A 25409-nucleotide genomic window follows, 5' to 3' on the forward strand; every position below is an offset into this window, starting at 1 on the left:
TTGAGATCAATGCCCATACTGTCCACCTACTCTATTCAATTCTTATTTCTCTATAACAGATACATTATCCAATAGGAAAAATCCTCCCGCTGTATCTTTACCTTTGTAAATATTGAAAGTCAATGATGTATGTCCCGCAGGAACGGTGTACTCAAATGTTGTTTCCGACCAAGAAGTACTTTCTGCAATAGTTTCTTGATGTTTTATTGCATTATCATTTGATGGTTTAATCGTAAACTTCAAATCTTTACCCGGACCATCTTCCCATTTTGTAAACATTGAGAAAACATAAGTCTTACCTGCTTCAACATCAATAGTTTGAATAATCGACGCATCGTCTTTTTTCAATCTTGCACATTGATCTCCCTCATAGGGTGTTGTTAAGGCTGTAGTTACTATATCTGCTGATCCAGAATTGTAACCTGACCATGGAGTTGATGTTAAGTTTAAAGCACCTGCAGGAAGGTTTTCGAAATCACCATCTTTCACTAAATCATTTACTGGAGGAGGTGTAACATCACCTGTTTCAAATAATAACACATCATCAATATGTACTGTGTTTTCGAACTCACCTCCTGGCTTAATGATCGTGATTCTTAAATCAGTAGTTGTTTCTTTTGTTTCGAAAGTTAAAGTGCTCTTCGTCCAATCTGTAGCAGAAGCAAAATTACCATTTAATAATTCTACTTTTCCGCCTCCCGTTACATCAAAAACTTTTACTACACCTGCTGCTGTTGGGGCTGCCAACCATTTTGTATGAAGATCTAAAGTGTAGATTTTATTTCCACTTACACCATTTACGACCTGATTCAAGAAAGCGCCATCTTTATTGTTATCCATTGCCAATACAGCATAGTTTTCTCCTGTATGTGCACCTGCAATATCCTTCACAAAGCTTCCATCAAAACCATACCATGGGGTTCCATCACTTGGTAGTGGACCAGCTGTAACATTCTCAAAACCTCCATCTGTAATTAATCCAGAATCTGGAACAGGTTTTACATCTGGACCTGGATCTACTACTTCATCTGTTTTAAATACCGATACTTCATCAATATAAAGTACTGTTAATCCTGCATTGGTATTATCGTTTGTTCCTCCTTTATAGAAGACTACATAAGCAGTAGTGGTATATGGACCCGTAGTGAAAGTTGATTTAACATCTGCCCAATCTGTACTTGTCGAGATTTGCTCAGCATAAAGTCTTTCCCATCCTGCCTCTGGCTTAGTATCAGGTGTTCTGTCTTGTACCTGAACTGTTATCGTTCCATCAGGTTGTTCAGCCCATTTTGTCGAATAACTAAATTCGTATACAGTATTTGGCTCAACTTCAATGGCTTGAAGCATAGAACCACCATCACCATTTTTATCCGCTTGAATTTTACCTACAACTGTACCTTTTCTAGCAGCAGTTTCTTCCGTAAAGCCGTTATCATAACCACCCCAGGCGTCGTCTGCATTTCTTAATTCGAAACCACCATCTACAATTAAACCATAATCTCCTGCTTCTGGAATTTCTCCGCTTCCACCACCTGTTTTAAGGTTGGCATCATGTTCCGAATACAAAACACCTAGCTCTGTCAATACATCAGAATTTTGCTCGTAGATAGCAGAAATATGTAAGGCAGCTTGGTTTTTAGCACGACCGCCATCAAACCATGCATATCTTTCAATATATGGAGCTTGATCCATCATTGGTAGCAATTCAGCCATCAAGTCATACGCTTGTTCTTTCGTACGTTTATTTGTTTCGGGAGTAGCTGCTGTCCAATCCGCCAAGCCCATTTCTGTAATCCAAACCGGTAAACCCCATTTGTTATGAGCGTTTTCAAAAGCTTCCATCCATTTATTCGGATCAATAGAATCTGTATAACGGTGCATACAGATAAAATCTACTCTTAATCCTTTTGCATTCGCTTGATTCATGAAATCGTCTAACCAACCTGAAGACATACTTGCAGGAGCAGGTGATCCTAATGGAACACCAACAGACTCTAATAAAGGCCAAAGCTCTATCGCTTCTTCTACCGACATATGAGATTGATCTTCTTTGTCTGGCTCATTAAATCCTAATAAGTAATTGATTTTGCCTTCTGCAGCCATTACTTTAAGTTTCTCTACTTTTCCGGCTACATCATTTCGCCCCCAAAGCATTGGAACAAATTCTACGTTATCGGGTAAATCTGTTGGATAATCGTTACCCCATGAGTAATGCCAATAAGGTAGAACTCCAGAGACACAATTAGTCCATATAGGAGATTTTAAAGTCTGTCCATATCCTTTTTTACCAAATGTTACTTCTGGCTCAATTTCTTTATCGCCAGCACTCGGTCTATTGTTAATCATATCATCCAAGTCACAGCTTATCAAAGCAGCCAACATTGGAATCAAAAATGCTATTTTATATAATTTCTTTTTCATACTAATATCTTTAAGAGTGAAGATGCTGAACTAGAAGCCTTTTACAGCTTCTAGTCAGATAAATTCGAATGATTACCACCCAGGGTTTTGAGTAAGGTTAGGGTTTCTATCAATTTCTGTTTGTGGTAATGGCCACCAATAATGCTTACTTTCATTAAAGGTTCTCTCGTGGAATATTACTTTATTTTCAAAGTCGTCTTTGGCAGTTCTCCAACGTAATTCATCAAAGTATCTTAAACCTTCGAAGGCCAATTCGACTCTTCTTTCGTGACGGATTTCTTGTCTTAGTGCCTCCTGATCTAAATTTGTATCAAAATCAGGCATACCCACTCTTCTTCTCACTTGGTTAAGTGCAGTGAAAATGTCTCCTGATGGTCCACTTAATTCATTCTTCGCTTCTGCATACATCAATAAAACATCAGCATATCTTAGAATCATGAAATTACGGTCGCCATCTTCGTACTGCCCTACTTCTGTACGGATGTATTTTTGAATACCGTAACGAGTTGCTTTTACTGAGTTATCCCACTTGTCTTGGTCTACCCAAGGTTCTCCACCTCTTAAGATAGAGTGATCTAGTCTAGGATCTCTATTTGCAAATTCAGCCCAATAATCGAAAATACTTTTACCTTCCGCTTCTAATTCAGCAGCCGATTTTGGCACCCCTTTTTCGTCCGTCCAATGAGTGAAAGGAGTCGCATCAGGATCGTCTTCTGCTCTAAGACCATTCTTCGTATAGAAATCGTGTACTAGGTTAGGCAACACCCCAAAGTGAGATTGAGGTTGCTTTTTGTACGTACCACTAAACTTCTCTCCCGATTTAAGGTTAGATACGAATTGAACAGAAAAAATCGATTCTGCACTATTCTGACCGTCTGCTGAGAATAGTAATTGATAATCATCTACTAAATTGTATTTACCTGAGTTGATTACTTCCTCACAGTCTTTAACCGCATTCTCATATTGCTGATTGTAAAGATATACTCTTGCTCTCAGTGCTAATGCCGCATATTTATTGATACGTCCAACAGTTTCTCCTTTATCTGGAAGTAATTCGATCGCCTCCGTTAAATCTTGGATAATTTGATCGACCACTTCTTCTTTAGATGCTTTTTCAATGCGTGCTTCCGCTGGAGATACCACTTTCAAGATTAAAGGAACATTGTTAAACAACATTGATAAGTTGTTATAGAATAGACCTCTTAGGAAAAGTGCTTCACCAATAGCGGTATTTTTGGCTTTTTGATCAATACCCATTCCTGGTGCATTGTCCAAGATTTCGTTGGCTCTACGAATGCCTTTGTAATTATCATTATAAACCCACTGAATACGATCGGTTGCAGGGTTGTGTTGCCCTACACTAATGTCCCAGTATTTCATCCAAGTCCATTCGTTGTACCCATTATCACTAATACAGTCCAGGTCACGAATACCTCTTCCGTAAAGTTCTTCTGGGGTTAAACTTTCGTAGGCAGCTGTTACAGCTAAGTCCAAGTGTTCCTCTGTTTTCCAGAAAGAATCTTGATTTAATGTATTATTATCTTTTAAGTCTAGGAAGTCGCTACAAGACATGCTTGCTACACTTAATAGAGCGATGATTGCTTTTTTCATGATGATACGTTTAGAAGATGATGTTTGTACCAAAAGTTAAAGTAGTTGTTTGAGGATATGCTTCATTTCTAGATTGTGTAGCATATCTTTCAGGATCCCAATGGTCGATTTGTGACCATGTTAGAGGGTTTGTTGAGTTGGCGTAAATTCTAAGTTGTTGTATCTTCAATTTTCTACAAACATTCTCATTGAAATTATACCCTAACTCTACGTTTTTCAGTCTTAAGTAAGAAGCATCTTCTACCCAGAACGATGAGGTCTGCTCGTTATTTACATTACCCAATCTTGGGAATTCTGCATTTGGATTTTCAGGAGTCCAACGGTCCATCCAATCTGTTGTCCAGTTCATCAAATTGTTGCCACTACCACTGTGGTGACCTGTTGCTGATGAGTAGATATCCACATTTTGAACACCTTGGAAGAATAACTTCAAATCAAATCCTTTATACGCCATTCCGATATTGATACCGTACATATATTCTGGGTTCGGATTACCAATTATTGTTCTGTCTTGGTCATCAATGACACCATCACCGTTAATATCTTCATAAATCAAATCGCCTAATTGAGGAGTTTGACCATCGATATAAGGATATTTCTCTAAATCTTCTGCTGTTCTGTAGATCCCTGTATTGTTGTATCCATAGAATGATCCGATTGGTTGGCCTTCCATGTTTACTTGACGGTTATTGATATATTGCGTTTCGCCTTGCATATCAATAATCTCATTTTTGATATTCGTCACATTGAAACCAATGTTATATTCAAAACCTGAGTTACCTACTTTGTTGTAGTGATTTACAGCTAATTCCCAACCCGTGTTCTTTACACGACCTGCATTTTGGAAAGCCGGAGTGCCTACTCCTGTTGCTCCAGGAATTGGAAGTTTTAGCAAAATATCATCTGTATCTTTTACAAAGTAATCTGCTGTAACTGTCAACATATCATCCCAGAAACCGAAGTCTGCACCAACACCATAAGAAGTCGTTGTTTCCCATTTAATATCTGGGTTGGCTAAATCAGTTACTGCTAAACCACCGTTAGTAATTGTCGATCCATCGAACGGATAACCGTCTGTTGGTGTGTATGTTTGAGAATAAGGATAGTAACCAATTTTATCGTTACCTAACTGACCCCAGTTTGCTCTGAATTTACCGAATGATAGGAATTCAGCACCACTCAAGAAAGCTTCGTTAGAGAAAATCCAACCTGCAGAAAGTGCTGGGAATAAAGCAAAACGATTGTCTTGAGGGAATTTAGAAGAACCATCTTGTCTGATGTTCGCCTCAATTAAGTATCTATCGTCGTAGTTGTATTGGAATCTACCGAATAAAGAAAGTAATCTCGATTCGTTAAAAGTACCCGCTACGATTGGGTTAGTGCCCGATCCAATCTCCGTTAAATCATTACTTGGTAGGTCTGTTACACGAACTCTTGTCCATTTATGTGCATAAGAGTTCATTGTTGTACCTGCTAACACATTAATGTTATGTTTCCCAAATTTCTTATTGTAATTGGCCGTGTTTTCCCACTGAATCGTTTCGTAAGTATTTCCAATATCTTGTAAAGAGTTTTGCACTCTAGTAATATCAGAATCATTACCATCATTATCCGTTAATTGGAAATTATATTTATGCGCCTTGTTGAATCCTTGAGTAAATGAATAACTGAAGTTCGTTTTGAAAGTTAAACCTTTTACTGGGTTGAATTCTAAATAAGGGTTGATCGTCATCTTATTCGAATTGTTGTATTGTCTACTCGCCTCAGTTGCATAAAAAACAGGGTTCTTGGTATTAATTTCGTAAGGATTACCTGATGCTGATCCCCAAGACCCGTCTTGATTAAATACAGGTACTAAAGGTGATGAATTAGCAATAAGTCGCATTACACCTTGGTCGTCTGTATCTGCCGACTCTTCCGACTTTTTGATAGCACCGAAGAAATTTGTTCCGAACTTGAATCCTTTACCTAAATCTGATTTTAAGTTGATTCTATAGTTGATTCTCTCAGCAGATGTTCCATACATGATACCACGTTGGTCTAAATAACCCAAAGAAGCCATGTATTGTGTTTTCCCTACTTTTTGTGATAACGACAATTGATGATTCATAAAGAACGCACCGTCTTTAAACGTTTCGTCGGCCCAATCGGTGTTTCCGTAACGGTATGGATCGCTACCATCTCTTGCTATTGCAATTTCGTCATCAGAATAAATTGGTGTACGACCTGCGTTCACGTTTGCTTCGTTTTTCAACGTCATATAATCCCAGCTATCTAGGAAATTTGGAAGAACAGTCGCTTTTTGTAAACCTGCATAACCATTGTAGTTTACTTTAATTTTCTCTGTAGCTTCACCCGATTTTGTAGTTACCAAGATCACACCGTTTGCTGCTCTTGTACCATAGATAGAAGCTGATGCTGCATCTTTCAATACAGAAATACTTTCGATATCAGAAGGTAAGATGTCTTGCATACTACCTGGCACACCGTCAATCAATACCAAAGGACTTGAATCGTTTAGCGTACCATTACCTCTAATAGTAATTTCTGCACCTGCACCGGGCTTACCACCTGACTGAGTTAATTGCACACCTGCAATTCTACCTTGTAATAAAGACTCGGTGTTGGTTACCGCTTGGTTTCCTACATCTTTATCTGGAGTAACCACACCAACAGCACCTGTTAGATTTTCTTTCTTTTGCGTACCATAACCTACTACCACAATTTCTGATAGCAATTCTGTTGATTCTTTTAAAACAACATTCAGTACATCTTTAGTACCTACTTCAATCTCTTGTTGTTCGAATCCCATAAAGCTAAAGATGACAACATCATTTGCATCTACAGCTAGTTTAAACTTACCTTCAAAATTGGTAATTGTTCCTGTGTTCGTTCCTTTAATTTTGATGTTTACCCCTGGAAGCGCAAGTCCAGTTTCATCTTTAACTTCGCCCGAAAGAATTCGATCTTGAGCGTTTGCATGAAATCCCATTAAGAATAAGCTTAGTATAAGCAATAGTCGAAAAGGATGTCTCTTCTGTTGATAGAAACTTTTCATAAATTAAAAAATACATTAATAGTTTCATCAAAAACTCTATGAACAAATTGATAGTTGAGTTTCTGATTTTTTCATTTCATTAAATAGCGTCTTTGCAACGTTGATGTAAATATGAAAGGTCGTTTAAAAAATTAACCGTTTATTTTCGTCAATATGTGACTATTTTACACTTAATAATTTATTTATTTAATTATCAATTACTTACAGTTCAAAGAAGAATAATTCATTCATCCCTACATGAAGGATTTACACAAAAAATGATGAATATAGCCACAATCAAAGATACATATTCAAGCATATTTGTATATGTATTTGCAACGATTATTTTGTTAATCATTTTTTAATGTTTGTCAATGAAACATTCTTCAAAAGCATTCCTCACATGCTTATTTATCTCCTCGCTTTTCTCTTGTAAGAGTGAGCAGAAAAAAGCATATCAAACACCAGAGAAAGCTCCCAATGTACTCCTTATTATAGCCGACGATTTGGGGGCACATGACTTATCGACAACTCAGTCGAATTATTACGAAACACCCAATATAGATCAAATTGCAGCAAATGGTATTCAATTCGATCAAGGGTATGCATCCTGTCAGGTCTGTAGTCCTTCTAGGGCAAGTATTATGTCTGGAAAATCTCCTGCTCGACACGGTATTACTGATTGGATTGGAGCCGCTGAAGGAGAAAAATGGAGGAAACAGAAAAGACATAATAAGTTGTTACCTGCTTTTTATGAACATCAATTAGATACAAGTTACATTACCATGCCTGAAGCTTTTAAAGAACATGGCTACACTACTTTCTTTGCAGGAAAATGGCATGTAGGTGGTCAAGGTTCTCTTCCAGAAGATCATGGTTTTGATATTAATAAAGGTGGTTTCCATGCAGGAAGCCCAAGAGGTGGATATTTCTCTCCTTACAAAAACCCTAAATTAGAAGATGGTCCGGAAGGTGAAAACTTAAGTATGCGCTTGGCTAATGAAACTGTAGAATTTATGGCCAATCACAAGGATAAACCTTTCTTTGCTTGTCTATCTTTTTATGCAGTGCATGGCCCAATTCAAACTACTGAAGAAAAATGGCGAAAATATAGAGATAAAGCAGTAGCCAATGGCATTGAAGAAGAAGGTTATGAAATGGGCAAATTTATGCCTATTCGTCAATATCAAGATAACCCGGTATATGCAGGTTTGGTAGAATCTATGGATGATGCTGTTGGCCGTGTAATGAATTCACTTAAAGAATTAGGACTAGATGAGAATACTATTGTAGTATTTACTGGGGATAATGGAGGTGTTTCTGCAGGAGATGCCTTTTCAACATCAAACTTACCATTAAAAGGAGGTAAAGGGTATCAATTTGAAGGAGGTTTAAGAACGCCTTACATTATCAAAGTACCTTGGTTAAAGCATCAGAAAAAACGTTCAGATGTACCTGTTACACATACTGATTTTTACCCGACCTTATTGGAGTTATCGGGCTTACCATTATATCCTGATCAACATCAAGACGGAATCAGCTTAGCTCCACTATTCCATGATGAAACAGTAGAAAATCGTTCTATAGTTTGGCACTATCCGCATTACGGTAACCAAGGAGGCGAACCAAGTTCTGTTATTCGTTCGGGGAAATGGAAACTGATTCATTATTATGAAGATAATCGAGAAGAACTTTACAATCTCGAACTAGATGAACAAGAAGCACATAATCTTGCTACAGAATATCCTAATATCGTGAAAAATCTAAGTGATTCTTTATTTACTTATTTAAACGAATTGGGTGCAAAATACCCTGAAAAGGATGATACTTGGACGCTTGCAAAAGAAGAAGCCCATCTAAATAAAGTCAAAATGAAAAAGATGCCTGCTCTTGAAAAGAAGCGTATGGAGATGCTAGGAGATGATTTTAAACCCAATGATGATTGGTGGGGATCTCAAAGAATAATTGACTAAATATCAAGATCAGACAATAGTATTAACACTCATTACTATTGTCTGATTATATATTTATTGCAAAAATTGGCTTAATTGAGTTATTAAATAAAGTATGATTAAATGAACAACTACCTTTACTTTTTATTATCACTTATTTTTTTTACTCACCTTGGATATTCAGAAACAAAAAAAGATTACTTATTCGAATATCTTAATGTAACCAATGGATTATCAAATAATACTGTTACACGTGTAGTAAAGGACGATCTAGGTCAATTTTGGTTTGCGAGTAGCGAAGGAATTGTAAAATTAGACGCACAAGGTTTTGACTATTTTAAACCTTCGAAAAGGTATGATCAATTTTATAGTGAAGATGTAGAAACATTAGAGTTAGGCTCTAATAACCTTCTTTGGGTGGGCACTAAAAGCGGAGGTCTATCGAGTTATGATATCGCTAAGGATCAATTTGTTAGCTACAATCATTTATTTAAAGATTTTACTAGAGACAATACATTTCTTAGAGTTACTGCAATTAAAGAAACCTCAAATGGTTACTTGTGTATTGGTACTTGGATGAGCGGTTTTTTTGTCTTAGATCTTGAGACAAAAGACATCGTTTTCCATCAACCCAACAACAAAGTTATTCAGTCCATACAAGAAGATAATAATGGAAATGTATGGTACGGTTCATCAAAAAATTTGATGGAATATAATTTTGAGTCAAATAAAGTGAACCGTCATAGTATAAAAGCTACACAGTGGATAACCAAACTTATATACGATAAGAAAAGAGATGCATTATATTTTGGTAGTTCCAAAGGGGTCTATGAATTTTCATTAAAGACAAAAAAGGTAAAGAAATTTATAGGGGAAAATGATGATCAACTTAAATTAATCAACTCCCTACGCCTAGATCAGCAAGGTAGACTTTGGGTGGGTACATGGAAAAATGGATTATTTAGAAGTAACCCAGAGAAATCAATATTTCAGAAAATTGAATTACGTCCACACCATGAGTTAAACAAAAACTACCAAGGAATTACTGATATTTTTATTGATAATAATAAAGTCATTTGGGTTACTACTACACATGGAGGAGTAGTCAAATTAATTGAGAATAGAGGATTCTACAAGACCGCCTCCACTTTTAGAGATCCTATTGGATTTCCTGACAATAACATTAACAGCATTTTTGTCGATGATTATGATGGCATTTGGATAGGAACCAAAAATGGTGGTATAGCTTACAAGAAATCATCTGATCAAGAATACACACCTATTCCTGCATCAAAAAATATGGTCATTGCCTCTTTTACACCTATAAAAGATAAGATGTATGTGGGGACATCAGAAGGCTTATTGATTTTACCAATTAGAGAACCGCTTGGAAAAGCTGAGTTCTATGGTTCTTCTAAATTCAGAAAGTTTAAATCTATTTATTTTGATGAATCACATCATAAAATTTGGTTTGGACTACAGCAAAATGGACTTGCGGTGGCTGAATATAATCAGAAGTTAAACCTCAAAGAAGTTCAATATTTTAATCCAGTAAATAAATCAGATGCTTATTTTCCAGCAGATCGTATTGAACATATAGTCCCAGATGATAGATATAATCTTTGGTTAGGTACTTTTAATGGTTTATATCTTTTTAATATGGTGAACAAAAAATCCACTTTTATCGATTTAAAAGGGATGTTCGATTTTCCATCGAATATTATCTTGTCCTTATATAAACATCCACAAAAAGACATTTTACTAGTTGGCAGTGCTAATGGTCTGCTTGTACTTGATATTGCCAATAATCAAATCAAATCTTTGGGATTTTATGATCAAAATAATGGCTTAGAAAACGACGGCATCAATGCTATCACTGTAGATAATAAAGGAATTGTTTGGCTGGGACTGTCTAAAGGAATTAGCTGTTTGAATTTAGAAGATGGCAGCATTCAAAATTATACTGAGGAAGACGGAATCGATATATCGTCTGTAAATATTGGGGCAGTGTACAATAAAAAAGATTTGATTTATTTTGGTGGGCAGAAAGGCATGGTGATGTTTTCTCCTAATTTTATTGCCAACAAGAAAGAATTACCTGATGTTTACTTTTCACAACTCTTTATCAATAATCAATATGTTGGGGTTGATGATACTTTAAACAATCATATTGTTCTAGAGAAGGCTTTAGCATTTACCAAAAAAATTGATTTAAGCTATAAAGATAAAGTCATCCGTTTAAGCATTAATACGACCGACTATATCGACCATAAAAACATCAATTATCTATATAGAATCAAGAAAGTATCCGATCAATGGATTGATAATCAACACACTTCTAGTATCACCTTAACACAATTGCCTGTGGGTGAAAATGTTATTGAGATAAAAGCCTGTAAAAATGGGAATTGCGGAGAAGTCAATGAACTCATCATCGATATGTCCCCTGCCCCTTGGTTTTCGACAACGGCTTATGTGATTTATGCGATTCTATTTGGGTTGATTATTTTTGGCATTTTCTCCTTCTTCATCAGAAAAGAGAAATTGGAAAATGAGGTAAGACTCATCAATTTAGAGAAGGAGAAAGAACATGAAGTTACAGAAGCAAAAGTGAGGTTCTTTACGAATATCTCCCACGAAATTCGAACTCCTCTAACACTTATCCACTCTCCTTTGGAAGAGTTATTGGATGAGGAGGATCTTCCGAAAAAATACAGAACCAAGCTTCAGATTATTAATAAAAATGCTGATAATTTATTGGTGCTTATCAACCAACTTCTTGATTTCAGAAAAATGGAGAGTAATAAATTGGTACTCACTTATCAGTTTATTTCTATCAGAAAGTTGATTGAACAGAAATGCTGGGAATTCCAATCGTTGGTTAAGTTTTCTGGTTTACAATTGAATTTCCAATCCAAAGTAGCCGAAAATCAGTTATACAAATTAGATCAAGAGAAGATTGAAATTGTCTTGAATAACTTACTATCCAATGCTATTAAGTTTACGCCTAAGGGGAAACGAATCTCCATTGAACTCTCTGTAAAAGATGCTATTCTGATCAAGATTAAAGATCAAGGCGTCGGCATAAAACAAGAAGATCTGAAATCCATTTTTAATCGATATTATCAAGGGGAAGCTGCTTCTGATAAACAAGTAAAAGGCACTGGAATTGGTTTGGCACTTTCGAAAAGCATCATCAATTTACATGGAGGTGACATTCGTGTAAAAAGTGAGTACGGAAACGGAAGCGAGTTCATTGTTGAACTTCCAATCTTGGATGCGAAAGTCGAAAATGAAACAGGTACCACTATTGTAACCAATGATGTTATTAGCGATAAAAAACATCAGTTATTATTGGTAGACGATAATAATGATATCCTGCTTTATTTAGACGATATATTTTCTAAGGAATATCAAATTATAAAAGCCGAGAATGGTGTAGAAGCGTATAAATTATTGGAAGAAAATCCTGTAGATCTCATCATTTCTGATGTGATGATGCCAGAGATGGATGGTATGGAATTCACTAAAAAAGTGAAAGAACATCCTGATTATCAAAATATCCCAATTTTATTATTAACTGCTAATGCTACTACTGATAGTGAATTGGATGGGTTGAAATTAGGTGCTAATGATTATATCAGAAAGCCTTTTAATAGTAAAGTCATCAAAGAAAAGGTCAAAAATATACTTGTATACAAAGAGCAATTGATCGCTTTCTATAACGAACAACTTCAACCTAACATCAAACAGGAAGAGTTAGTTGCTGAAAAACCTAAAAAACTAACCCTTGATGAGAAGTTCATTAAAAAAGCAGTCGACTACATAGAAGAAAACATTGATAACGAAGAACTAAATGTTGAATCTTTAGCAAGTCATATGTGTATGAGTCAATCGACCTTATATAGAAAAATTAAAACGCTAACGGATAGTACCATTGTTGCTTTTATACGTTCTGTTCGACTTAAAAAAGGAGCGCAATTGCTTTTAGAAGAAGAATATTCCGTTAGAGAAATTGCCGAAAGAGTTGGCATTAATGATATCCGTTACTTTAAAAGAGAATTTGAAAAACAATACGGTTTTTCTCCTACAAATTATAAAGAATCCGTTTACAATAATTCATAGTAACATTTAAAAGAAAGGCTTATTTAAAGGCCTTTCTTTTTTTATTAAAATGAAAACCCTTAAGACTTTCTATTGACATTGAATAAGTTAGCATGGGCAAATTTTCGACTCCTAATGTCATTTATCAATTGTTAACACAATGAATTACTGACAGTAATTGTAGAATTTAAGCTCACATAAACGTACAATCAACACTAAATTAGCTTCAGTTAACTACACTATTAATACATAAAGCTCTCGAGACTTATTCATTATAAACGACGGTTTATAAAAGTCAATTTAATAAGCTATGAAAAAGAATTCTATACGAATTATTACTTTACTTCTGCTTCTCACTAATGCACTTTTTGCGGCTACTTCTGATGGAAGTACAATAGAGGCGGAAAACACTACTTTAACAGGTGATACTCAAATTATCGACAAAGAATTGGCTTCTGCTGGTTCTATGGTCAAACTAAAAAACACAAATGGTAATGAAGGAACAATTACTATCCAACTGACGGATATTCCAGAAGATGGAACGTACAAACTCCATATCTTCGGATTTAATGGTGGAGTAACACAAAACGTCAATCTATCGGTAAACAATGCCGCTTATAGTCCAATTGTAATACAACCATCGAATTGGGCGTATGAGGACTCTGCAAAAGTGACCTTAATTAATGTTGAATTACTTACGGGTGATAATACGATTAGTATCCGAACCGAAGATACTGATATCCTTTTTGACAAATTTTCTGTCACCGAAAACTATAATGTTTTCTACTTTAGTAATGATGGTGATGATGACCTAAATGATGGTACAATTTCATCTCCATGGAAGACCATTGCGAAAGCCTCTAGCGTTGCTGAAACAGAAAGTAAAGGAGGATTATTGATCCCTGGTAGTAGACTTCTGTTTAAAAGAGGTGATACTTTTGAAGGGGAATTTTTAGTGAAATGCTCAGGTACAGAAGAAAGACCTGTCCTTATATCAAGTTATGGCTCTGGTGAATTGCCTATCCTATCGGGTTCTGGTAATATTTCAGGAGGAGATTACTTTGAAGCCGTAAGAGTGATCAATGCTTCTCACTTAGTATTTACCGACCTTTGGATCAAAAACGATAGACAAAACAATTCTCGTTACTCCTATGGAGAAACCAATAGTTTTGGTATTAAAGTCGTGGCCAATAAATGGGGTGGTGTTTCTTCAGACCTTACTTTTAGAAACCTTAAATTCTCTGATATTTTTGGTACAAGCGTACCTGCTGAATTCAATGATTATAGCGTGACTGGACTTCGTTTTGATTCTGAACAAAATGAGCCTGGCTTAGAAGTGACTATCGAAGATGTTTTGATTGAAAACTGCTACTTTACCAATATCGGTAAAGCGGGTGTTTGGGCTGTACATAGAGGTTCTGAAACAGCAAGCGATGATTTAGTCAATAGAAACAGAAACTTTGTGATCCGTAATAACACTTTCTTTAAAACAGGTGGATCGGGTGTGATTCTATCAAAAATGTATAATTCATTGGTAGAAAATAACGACTTCGACCACACAGGTCATAGCAACAGTACAGAAGGTCGTTTAGCTGGTCGTGGTAGCGGTATGTGGGTATTTAAATGTATCAATGTTGTTGGTCAGTACAACCGTTCTATTAGTGTAAGAGGTCCAGGTGATTCTTATGGTATGCACATCGACTTTGGTAACCGTAACATCTTCTATCAATACAATTACAGTGAAGACAGTGAAGGTGGATTTGTAGAAGTATTGGGTGATAATCATAATGTGGCTTACCGTTATAATGTAAGTGTTAATGATGGTTTTAGAGATCACCATGGCTCTACCATATGGACATCGGGTTATGTAGGAACAGACAACACTCCTATTCCATCTAATGATGTGTACGTATATAACAACACCATTTACCTTGATGCTAATCAAAAACCTGATTTCTCTCTATTTAGTGAAGACACCTACATCTATAACAATATTTTTGTACAATCAGGTAGTGGTATTATGGGGGAAAATGTTGACATTGATATACAAAATGGTGGTAAGTTGGATGTAGATAACAACCTATTTATCGGTAATATCAATAGTGCTTTCAGTAATTTAGATAAATCGTCTATTAAGCAATATCCTAGCTTTGTGAATGGTGGAGCAAAGAATATCGAAGGATACCAAATCAATCAAAGCAGTCCAGTTGTGGATGCTGGGAAAATTTTTGAAGAGCCTGTTTTCCCTTTAGCTGGACAAGGTATATTTAAAGATGTAACTGCTGTGATATCAAAAGACATCTACGATACGAAGTAGACATGAGTCGTTTCATTCCAAATGTTGGAGCAGATAACAACTATAATTCTAAAATTGATCCTAGTGTTGTTCGTGTTGAAAGTGTTTCTATCTCAGGAGGAAATGTTACGCTTCAATTGGATGAAACTGCACAACTTCAAGCTGTGGTTTTACCAAATAATGCGAATAATAAAAATGTGACTTGGAGTAGTTCACAACCAAGTGTTGTTTCTGTTGATGCCAATGGATTAGTGACTGCTTTATCAGATGGTAGTGCAAGCATCCAAGTAACTACTGAAGATGGTGGTTTTACAGCTTCAACCACTATTATTGTGGGTGGAGATGACAACGATGTAATTGTCGAAGTTTTAAATGGTGATTTTGAAAATGGTTTAAATCATTGGAATTATTGGGGTGGTGCTGCTACAGGAACACCTTCTTTCTATGGTGGAAATTCTGTAAAAATTACAGGTCCTGGTGCAGTAAACCAATGGGTAAAAGTAAAGCCTAACACTACTTATACTTTATCGGCATTTGCCATGGTAGAAGACCCTAATAATGATAAGCTAATTATTGGTGTCAATAATGAGAAAAACAACCCTCTAGGAGATCGTATCAACGTTTTTGATACAGAATACACTCTTCAAAATATGATGTTTACAACAGGTGCTACAACAGATTCTATCAAAGTGCTTGTATGGAGACCGAGCGGAGGAGTACAAAATTCTTATGCTGATGAAGTTGTCGTTAAAGAAACAGCTTATGCTATAAATGCAACTTTCGATAAAGGATTAATTGGATGGAGTCCATGGGGAACGGGTACGGTGAGTAACTCGTCTTCTATGATGAAAGTTGTAGGTTATGGTGGAGCAAATCAAGTGATTAAAACGAAGGCAAACACTACGTATGAAATCACTATAGAAGCAAAAGTAGATGATGCCTCAGTTCATGTTAATTTCCAAGTAGCGGAGAATGGAGGAAGTAATTATTTAGCTGAAAAAATCACAGCTACTCAAACTACTGAGTTTACTTTCACTTTTACAACCAATAGTGAAGATACCAAAATTGGTTTCTGGAGACCTTCTGGATCTACTGCTGGAGCGTATTTAGACAATATCAGTATAAAAGAAGTTAGTAATGCTAGAACATCTCTTTTAAATAACGATTTAGAAGAACAACTTTCTTTATTAGTATATCCAAACCCTGCAAGATCGATGGTTACTATTACTGTCGGAGAATTGGAGACTCCTTCTCAATTACATGTATACAATATTGAAGGTAGACCATTATTTGAAAGTGTTATTTCTAATAGAATAGAACTTGATCTCCATGAGTTTAGATCGGGACTCTACTTTATTGTAGTGACTGATTCTAACGGTCAGAAACAGACTAAAAAGTTATATATCAAATAATCTGGTCATCTAATAAACATAAAAAGAGAGGTTGTCGCATAATTGTATGTGACAACCTCTTTGTATTTAGAATACTTCTTCTATCAATTACTGAATCATTACTTTTTCAGTTTTAACACTACCATTATTATCCATTAATTTAATAATGTAAGTACCTTTTTGATATTGATGAATAGGTAATTCATACACATTTTTAAAGTGAGTCTTAAATACTTCCTCACCTAAAATAGAGTACATCGATAATACTTGAGGAGCATCAGAAATAGATTGAATGGTAAGTTTGTCTGTAACGGGGTTAGGGTAGATTTTGAATGATGAGGACTTTATATCATCTGTACTTGTGACATCATCATCACTTGATTTTTTTGAATTAAAGTTATTGTCTGCTCCTATATTTGGAATCAGATTAGTGACATCAATCTCGTTTCCGTAGATATCGTGAGTTGTTTTTAGGGTAAAGTTCTTAAAGATCCCTTGCCCTGCCATTGGGAAAATTGGTTCAGGGAATTTTTTTCCTTGATCAATTACTGGACTGTTTTCTTGAATTTGATACCCTAAAATATCATCATCTGATTCGTTCTGCAACATTGGGTCTTTCTGTATAATAGCATTATCATCCAATACTGTAAATCTTCTTGATATATCTCCTGTAAATAAGTTGTTGCTTATGACCAATTCACTTCCCTCTTCGATATCAATCATTACTTCCTTTGCACCAATTGTTGCCCCATTTGAAGTTTTAAAGATATTATTGTAGACATAAGTATCTTTTGCATAAATCGAAATGTTTGGTTTGTACTCTGGCTTATCAAGAATGATCGTATTATTATAAATGTAGTTATTGGTCGATCTTACTGGCTCTTCGTCTGCACCAACAAAGCCTGAAACCCAAAGTGTAAACCCGTGATGATCTCTAAAGCCATCATTTTTTGATACATTATAACGAAATATACTGTTATCATTATCTCCTAGAATTTCGCAAAAGCCACCTTCTGTATCCTCACTGTAATTGTATTGGAATACAGAGTTCTTACAGAAGAAATCAACATGTCCTCCTGCTCCATATGTATCTCCAAAACCTCTTGAATGATATTGTCTATTGTATTGCACTACTATGTTTCTAGCGTTCCAAATCCAACAGCCTTCACCTCTTCCGTAATATCTATCTGTTGATGAGGTGTGATCGCCCCAACCTAAATCAATAAAGTCGTTTTTTTCTACAATGGCGTTGTACATAGAAGCGAAAACAATTCCATCTCCTCCTAACTTCTCAAATGTATTATTACGGATAATATAATTTCGGTTTCTATCTTCTTCATCAATAGGATTATTTCTGATGTTGGTTAAATGACGTACATTAATACCTCTTGCTCCAATATTATGGAAATAACAGTTTTCAATAAGGACATCGTCTACTCCTATTTGTTTATCACCTTGGTCAGGTTCAGAATCGATAAATATACCGTGCGCAGTATAATAATCTAGAGTGAATTTCCCTTCCCAATCGATCATGTCGATACCAAAAACATCTGTGATTTTTAGACCTCTAAAAGTTAACCCTTTGCATAGGTTTCCCCATTTATTGGCCATCACTTTAATACCAATAGAGTTGTTCGTACTCCAAGTAATATTTCCTTTATGTTTTCTATCGTTTTTCACCCAAAGGTTTTCAATAATCAGATAACTAACATTAGTTATACGGACAGCTTCTATAAAATCGCCTTCTGGAATATTACCCGATCCAGAGATAATAGGTAACTCTCCTTCTCCATAACTACCAATAACTATTGGCTTTGATTCGGACCCAGAAGCAAAAATGTTTAACTGTCCTTCAAAAGTATCTCCTTTACGAAACAGCATTTGATCTCCAGGCTGGAGTATTCCGCCTTTGCTTTCTGTTTCTGCAATCGCACTAGCTTTGGCTAAAGTTTTCCAAGGACTGTCTATACTTCCTTGGTTATTGTCATCTCCATCGCTACTAAAATAATAATTGGTTTGCCCTAAAGCAGTCGATAAGCTTAATCCTAAAAAAATAATTAGGTAATATAATCCTTTCATACTAATAGTGGTTGTTTGTTTCTACAATACTACTTTTTTAAAAGGGGAGAAATAGACACAAATTGAGCGAAAAAGAGCATAATTCAATAATAGCATCAAATTTTTGGGTCGAGTAATGATGTTTAAGAATAACTTCTTTACCCGACCCATAAGTATGTTTTCGGAGGACTATTTTAGTTTAAATATTCTTCTCCTTCAACTCTTCAACAAATCGATACAACTTCATAAACTCTTCGTCGTTTTCAAATAACGGGTGATCTTTCAACTGATCTAAGATGGCTTTAGGATCGCGATTATTGAAGTCAAAATTGGATTGAATGTCGTTGTTTTTATTCACAAAATTCGTGGTTTTTCCTTTCACTACTTTTGCTTCCGTTTCAGTACGAATTACGTTGTTTTCAAAAATTGTTTGATTAGGATACTTTTTACCCCAATCTTGGAATTCGATGACATGGTTTTCCATTGCAGGTTTTTCCTTTTTAGGAATGATCACAATATTATGGTGAATATTGGTATTTTCGGTAGGGCCTGTCACGTGAAATGTTGGAGCAAAAAAGCGTTTGTTGTGTGCCTTATAAGGACGAATACCATCATTAATAGATAAGTTATATTTGGCTACCGTATTTTTTGTTCCTTTGTTCATAGGTTGACCTAATTTGAAGCCATTATTACAGATCAACATAAATCCACCCCAATTATCAAAACCTAAGTTGTATTGGAAAGTGGTGTTATTGGAATTGAAATCAGAGTCATATGCTTGACCGTCCCATTTTGCTCTATGATCACTTACACTATTAAATTGCACTAATGTATTGTCACAACTCCATGGCCAAATACCAGCTGCCGCTCCCATATCAGCTTCTTTAGGGATATCAATGCCTTTTCTGATGATATTGTATTCGATTAATGCTCCGTCACAAGCAATAGGAACAATGCCATCACCAGGAATATTTTCAATAAGGTTACCTCTAATGACTACACCTAAACTTGGATACCATTTTGTACGCATCGCATTCCCTCTAGAGTTCATTGCATTTCTTTCACAATCATGAATGTAGTTATTCAAGATCTGTAAATCGACAAAACGTGTCTTGACTTTATCCCCCCCATTTTGCCATAAAATAGCAGAGCCACCACCTTGTTTTTTTGAAAGCAATCCATTCACATTATAGATTTCTAGATTTTCTAAAACAATATGATGACACTCTCCGAAGTCTTCCGCTTGAACGATTACTCCTCTTCTCGCTTTCCCTCTCTTCTTACCTTTGTTTGTGATTTTCAAGTTACGGACTTCCCAATATTCTACATTGTACAATTTGAGGGTATAATTCGCCTTTCCTTGTCCATGTATGGCTGGTTTTTCTCCCTTTCCATATTGATCAATTTGAATTGGTTTTCCCTCTTTGCCTGAACCTTTAGGAAGTAGTGTTCCATAATACTGCGTATTGGCTGCAAATAAAATTCGATCACCCGCCTTAAACGTTTGTTGATTCACCTTATTAAGTGTTTTCCAAGCTTTATTGGGTGATGTCCCTTTATTGCTATCATTACCCGTCTTATTGTTGATGTAATAATCTTTAGCTAACAATGGTGAGGTAATGAATAATAAAATTAGGAGTATGTTTTTCATATTATTTTTATTTTCATCATCAGCCCACGTCTTAAGTCGTAGGCTGATGATGTTGTATTGATTTATTATTGAATATCTGTTGGTTTATTCCAAACTACTTTATCCATTTTCTGTTCAAATTCAGCAATGATCTTTTTGTATTTCTTTTCATTCGCCAAATTGTTCCATTCACCTGGATCTTTTTCTAAATCGAACAAGAATTTTTGACCGTCAGGCATCTTTGTAAATCTATATTTTGAGGTTACTACCCCATAAGTGCCTTTTGCACAAGTAAAAGTAATGTCCTCCCACTCTTTACTATTTCCATTAAATAAAGGCGTCAAACTATTACCATGAAGGTGAATATCATCCGATACATCAATGCCCGCCATTTCCATTAAAGTGGGGTAAATATCAATGTTTTGTACAATATTATCGACCTTCACTTTTTTATTAGAATGAGGTACTTTGATAATTAATGGACAACGTAGTGAGACATGGTATCCTGTATTTTTTCTCCATTTTCCATGATCTGTTAAATGATAACCATGATCACCCCAAACCACAATAATAGTGTTATCATACAATCCTTCTTCTTTTAATGCTTGAATTACTTTACCCATCTGTGCATCCGCATAAGAAGTACTGGCCATATAACCACGAATAAGGTTTTGGGCCGTTTTATCGTCTACACCTTCATTCCATATTTCGCTTCCTTTTCTCCCTTGATAAGGGTCTTTTGTTAAATCACGATCCGTTCCTTCTGGAACAAAAGCTAATTTCCCTGCATCTTTTGGATACTGATCAAAATATTTTTTGGGAGCTACCCAAGGCATATGCGGACGAGCAAAACCACATGAAATCATAAATGGTTTGTTTTTATCTCTTCCATTTTTGATAAAATCAATGACTGCTTTCGCGGTTTTTCCATCGGTTAGAATCTCATCCGGACCATCCACTGATGCATACATCAAAGCCCCTGGGCCTTTTCCAGTTTCTAAGTAAGTATCAATTTGATCTTGACGACCACCAATTTCTACGATTTTATCATTGATTGTCGGCCCTCCATCAGTAAAGTCTTTTACCCAGAATTTCCCTGGAACATCCCAAGCATCTTTATCATTTTTAGGTACTTTACCATGATATAATTTACCTCTTGTGGCTGTCCAATATCCATTGTTTCTCAACACTCTTGGCCATGTATCTTGTACTGCGATTTTAGCCTCGAACTGTCCTTTTCCTTTTGTAATTCTTTGATTATCAAATCGTACCCCTGTTAACATAGAAGCTCTTGAAGGGTGACACAAAGGATAATTAACGTAAGCTCTGTTGAATTGAACAGACTCTTCTGATAATGCATCTATGTTTGGAGTCATTGGTTCAGGCTCATTATAAGCTCCTATCAAAGGTCTTAAATCATCGAAAGCGATAAACAAAATATTAGGTCTTTCTTGATCTTGACCGAATAGAGTAATAGAGTTTCCTAGAATAAATAGGAAGAGACATATATGTTTCATAAAGTTATAATTCTTCTTTGATATTGAATTTTTAGATAGGTTGTAGGGACATTGAAATCCAACATCCCTACTGGGCATTTTTACACCAGGTAAATTTCTTATTTTTATAGAGAAAGATTCTCAGAGAGATCTAGAGTCATTCGATAGGTTTTCCCTAGAAAGTCTACAAAATATTTTTTCATAGGTACAGGACCACAACTTCCATTACCTAATGCTCCTTGTTCAAAATCGATGTTTAAGATGTAAAAATTATTTTCTTTCAAATCATATGGATGATTCGCATCGTTTAATTGATTTGTGGTGTATTTCCTAAATGAGTAATTCAAGTATTCCTCCCCAGTAAATGTTACAGACTGTTCTCCTAACAATTTCACCCATCTTACTTCCGATTTATTGCCATTCTCTTGTGGTCTAACATAATTAACAAATTGCTCATCAATATTTTGAGTATAGACAGCTGTCAGCATTCCATGATTTCTATCCACATAACTACTGCCTGGACCTTTGCCATACCACTGTGTTTTATCAAATTCTTTATTGATTTTAATTTCATACCCTAATCTAGGGAAAGTCATCGGCTTGTTTGGACCTTCAAAGTTAGCTGTCACCTCAAAATCAATTTTCCCATTTCCATGAATTGTAATCCTCTCTAAAGTAGTAAATTCATTTTTACTTTCGGGAGCTTTAACTGTTTTGTTGATGGTTATATTGACCTCATTTTTTGATTTATCCACCACAAAATTATCCACCTTAGTTTCTAGATTTGGGAAGTCTATAGCATCCCAATCATTACGAAACTTCTTGATTTTATCGTTATCAATATAGGCTCTAAAGAATGATAATTGGAATTGACCATCCACGATTGTTTTACCATTTTTGATGATACTCATAATCTCTCCTTTTTCTTTATCTAATGTGATCGTACCATCTGAAGTTTCAATCGCGAGTACAGAAGTATCTTTAGATTTCTGAATTTTCACCTTCCCTTTTGATACAACATTCTTGTTCACAAAATCACCTTGCAATTTGATTTCTTCCCAAGCCACTAAGTGACCTTTCTCTGCCCAAGCTGATGTCTGCTTTAAGTGTGCTTCAAATTGAACAAAATATTCTTGTCCTTGTTCTAATTTAAAATTTAAGGTAATCGTTTCACTTTCTGATGCTTGAGTATTCACATCAAAAGAACCTTTATCGACCTCTAGCCCATTTTCAATTAATTTCCATGTGAAATCAAAATTAGAAAGTGGCGTCTCATGGTATTTATTGATAATTCTGAATTGGTTTTCTTCTACTTTCTCAAAAGCAATATTTTGATATACTTTTTTGACTTCTGTAGTTTTATCAGTTGGTGTCAAATCAGATAACATCATACCGTTCATACAGAAATTACCATCGTTGGGAGTATCTCCGAAATCACCACCATACGCCCAATAATAGTTTGAATTAGGTTGTAAACAAGCTTTGTTGGCTTCTTCAATATTTTGCAAAGCTGAACCGTATTTCCCATCAGTACTTTTTAAGATACCTTGATCAGACCAATCCCAAATACAACCACCAATCATAGCCGGATATTTTTCGAAAACCTCCATATATTCTTGTAGGTTACCCATGCTATTTCCCATTGCATGAGCATATTCATTGAGTAAAAACGGTTTGTCCAAGCCTTTTTCTGCAATATGAATTAAATCATTTATCCCATGATATCTACCAAATTTATGAGGCTTACCATTCTTCCAGATTCCTCCACCGTAAGTATCATAACTTACTGGTTTCTCTGATGAATGATAATGTGTTGGCCTTGTCGGATCAATCTCTTTAGCTCTTTTTTGCATGGCAACGATATTGACTCCGTTACCTGCTTCATTACCAAATGACCACATGATCACGCATGGATGGTTTTTATCACGTTCCATCATTGCCTCTAAACGTTCTACATGAGCTTTTTCCCATGACGGTTGCTTTGCTAATGACTCTTTCCCATACTTCATTCCGTGAGATTCTACATTGGCTTCGTCGATCACTAAAATGCCGTATTCATCACACAATTTGTAGAAGTAAGGCGAAGCTGGATAATGTGCTGTTCGAACTGTATTGATATTATTTTGCTTTAAAAGAAGGATGGTTTTCTCAATACGTTCTTTAGGGATGTATTTACCATGGATAGGGTCGTGTTCTACAACATTCACTCCTTTTATGATGATTGGTTTTCCGTTCAACAACAACTCTTGTTTATCTGAAATCTCAATCGATCGGAAACCAACATTAGTATTGATTTCATCAATAACCTTATCATTATTGTCAAATAGCTTGATTTCTAATTGATATAAATAAGGGTTTTCGTGCGACCATAAATGAGGTTGATTTACTTGACCTGAAAATTTAGTGCTTGCTATTTTCAATTTTTCAACCCCAACATCTTTCTTTATTTCTTCTCTATTTTCAAGAACAACCTTCCCACTCTTATCTTTTAATTCATATCCAATTGTATATTCTTTCGCTATTTTATTCGTTGAAATAGTCAAATTGAATAACCCATCGAATTTATCAGTCAGTAATGGATTAACGGCAAAATCTTTAAGATGAACTTCTGGTTTTTCTACAAAAAATACATCTCTAAAAATACCTGACATTCTCCAACCATCTTGGTCTTCTAAATAGCTACCATCACTCCAACGGAAAACTTGTAAACGGATGGTATTTTTACCTTCTTTTAGATAAGAGGAAACATCAAATTCTGCGGGCGACCAACTGTCTTGTGAATAGCCTACTTTTTGATCATTCACCCATAAATAAAAAGCGGAGGATACACTTTCAAAACGTAGATAATATTTATTGTCTACTTTATAATTTACTTCTAATTCTCTTTGATAGATTCCCACTGAGTTTCCATTGTGACCTGAAATAAATGGAGGATTTTTATCAAATGGATAAACAATATTGGTATAAATTGGTGTACCGTATCCTTGCATTTGCCAAGTACCCGGCACTTGAATTTCACTCCATTTATGTGGTTGAGCACCGCTCGGAACTTTACTTACATCTTGGTACCAAGCAAAATCCCATGTTCCATTTAATGAAGTCACGCCTTGAGGTGAATCGTCATAAAAAAGAGTTGCGTGCGGATATTCTTTATTCTGTTGGGTCATTAATTCATTTTCCCAATCATTTTGATCTTGTGCCGTAATTGTGTTTCCTACAAAGAAAAACCCAAGTAAAAAAAGAAGTCTGTTCATCATTTCATTTATTTCATTGCATATAGTCAAAATAAATCATTCTAAGTTTAAAAACAGGATATACATCCATCAGAAAATAGCATAAATTCATCAAAAAGAGATTTGAGGTGAAGATTTGTGTTATTTCACTTTTCATGTTTGAAATCAAGGAAGCCTATA

At 35.5% G+C, this 25409-nt stretch carries 11 protein-coding genes; 4 read left to right on the plus strand and 7 right to left on the minus strand.

The features are described from left to right. Window positions 1–42: 42 nt before the first annotated feature. The 3 genes from MY04_RS25660 to MY04_RS25670 form a co-directional block, all read right to left on the minus strand. On the minus strand, window positions 43–2421 hold the full coding sequence (locus MY04_RS25660) for a glycosyl hydrolase (RefSeq protein ID WP_066215718.1): 2379 nt from the start codon (window positions 2419–2421) through the stop codon (window positions 43–45). Window positions 2422–2493: 72 nt separating this feature from the next. Further along, complete coding sequence (locus MY04_RS25665; RefSeq protein ID WP_158297916.1) at window positions 2494–4032, minus strand: RagB/SusD family nutrient uptake outer membrane protein; 1539 nt, start codon at window positions 4030–4032, stop codon at window positions 2494–2496. A 10-nt stretch (window positions 4033–4042) separates the two neighbouring features. Continuing rightward, a complete protein-coding gene (locus tag MY04_RS25670; RefSeq protein ID WP_158297917.1) occupies window positions 4043–7024 on the minus strand; it encodes a SusC/RagA family TonB-linked outer membrane protein in 2982 nt (993 codons plus the stop codon). Window positions 7025–7443: 419 nt separating this feature from the next. Between MY04_RS25670 and MY04_RS25675 the strand changes: the two genes are divergently transcribed. The 4 genes from MY04_RS25675 (at window position 7444) to MY04_RS25690 (ending at window position 16833) form a co-directional block, all read left to right on the plus strand. After that, window positions 7444–9042, plus strand: a complete 1599-nt coding sequence (locus MY04_RS25675; protein WP_066215724.1) for a sulfatase — start codon at window positions 7444–7446, stop codon at window positions 9040–9042. Between the two features lie 102 nt (window positions 9043–9144). Next, window positions 9145–13146, plus strand: a complete 4002-nt coding sequence (locus MY04_RS25680) for a hybrid sensor histidine kinase/response regulator transcription factor (protein WP_066215726.1) — start codon at window positions 9145–9147, stop codon at window positions 13144–13146. A 289-nt stretch (window positions 13147–13435) separates the two neighbouring features. Then, complete coding sequence (locus MY04_RS25685) at window positions 13436–15442, plus strand: right-handed parallel beta-helix repeat-containing protein (RefSeq protein ID WP_066215727.1); 2007 nt, start codon at window positions 13436–13438, stop codon at window positions 15440–15442. 2 nt (window positions 15443–15444) lie between these two features. Next, a complete protein-coding gene (locus MY04_RS25690; RefSeq protein ID WP_066215729.1) occupies window positions 15445–16833 on the plus strand; it encodes an Ig-like domain-containing protein in 1389 nt (462 codons plus the stop codon). Between the two features lie 87 nt (window positions 16834–16920). Here the strand turns inward: MY04_RS25690 and MY04_RS25695 are convergent, their stop codons facing one another. The 4 genes from MY04_RS25695 to MY04_RS25710 form a co-directional block, all read right to left on the minus strand. Beyond that, on the minus strand, window positions 16921–18891 hold the full coding sequence (locus MY04_RS25695; RefSeq protein ID WP_066215731.1) for a T9SS type A sorting domain-containing protein: 1971 nt from the start codon (window positions 18889–18891) through the stop codon (window positions 16921–16923). A gap of 178 nt (window positions 18892–19069) precedes the next feature. After that, complete coding sequence (locus MY04_RS25700) at window positions 19070–20521, minus strand: right-handed parallel beta-helix repeat-containing protein (protein WP_066215734.1); 1452 nt, start codon at window positions 20519–20521, stop codon at window positions 19070–19072. Between the two features lie 65 nt (window positions 20522–20586). Beyond that, complete coding sequence (locus MY04_RS25705) at window positions 20587–22017, minus strand: sulfatase (RefSeq protein ID WP_066215736.1); 1431 nt, start codon at window positions 22015–22017, stop codon at window positions 20587–20589. A 104-nt stretch (window positions 22018–22121) separates the two neighbouring features. Beyond that, on the minus strand, window positions 22122–25253 hold the full coding sequence (locus tag MY04_RS25710; protein WP_066215738.1) for a glycoside hydrolase family 2 TIM barrel-domain containing protein: 3132 nt from the start codon (window positions 25251–25253) through the stop codon (window positions 22122–22124). Window positions 25254–25409 lie beyond the last annotated feature (156 nt).

It is taken from the genome of Flammeovirga sp. MY04 (assembly GCF_001682195.2).
GTDB lineage: Bacteria > Bacteroidota > Bacteroidia > Cytophagales > Flammeovirgaceae > Flammeovirga > Flammeovirga yaeyamensis.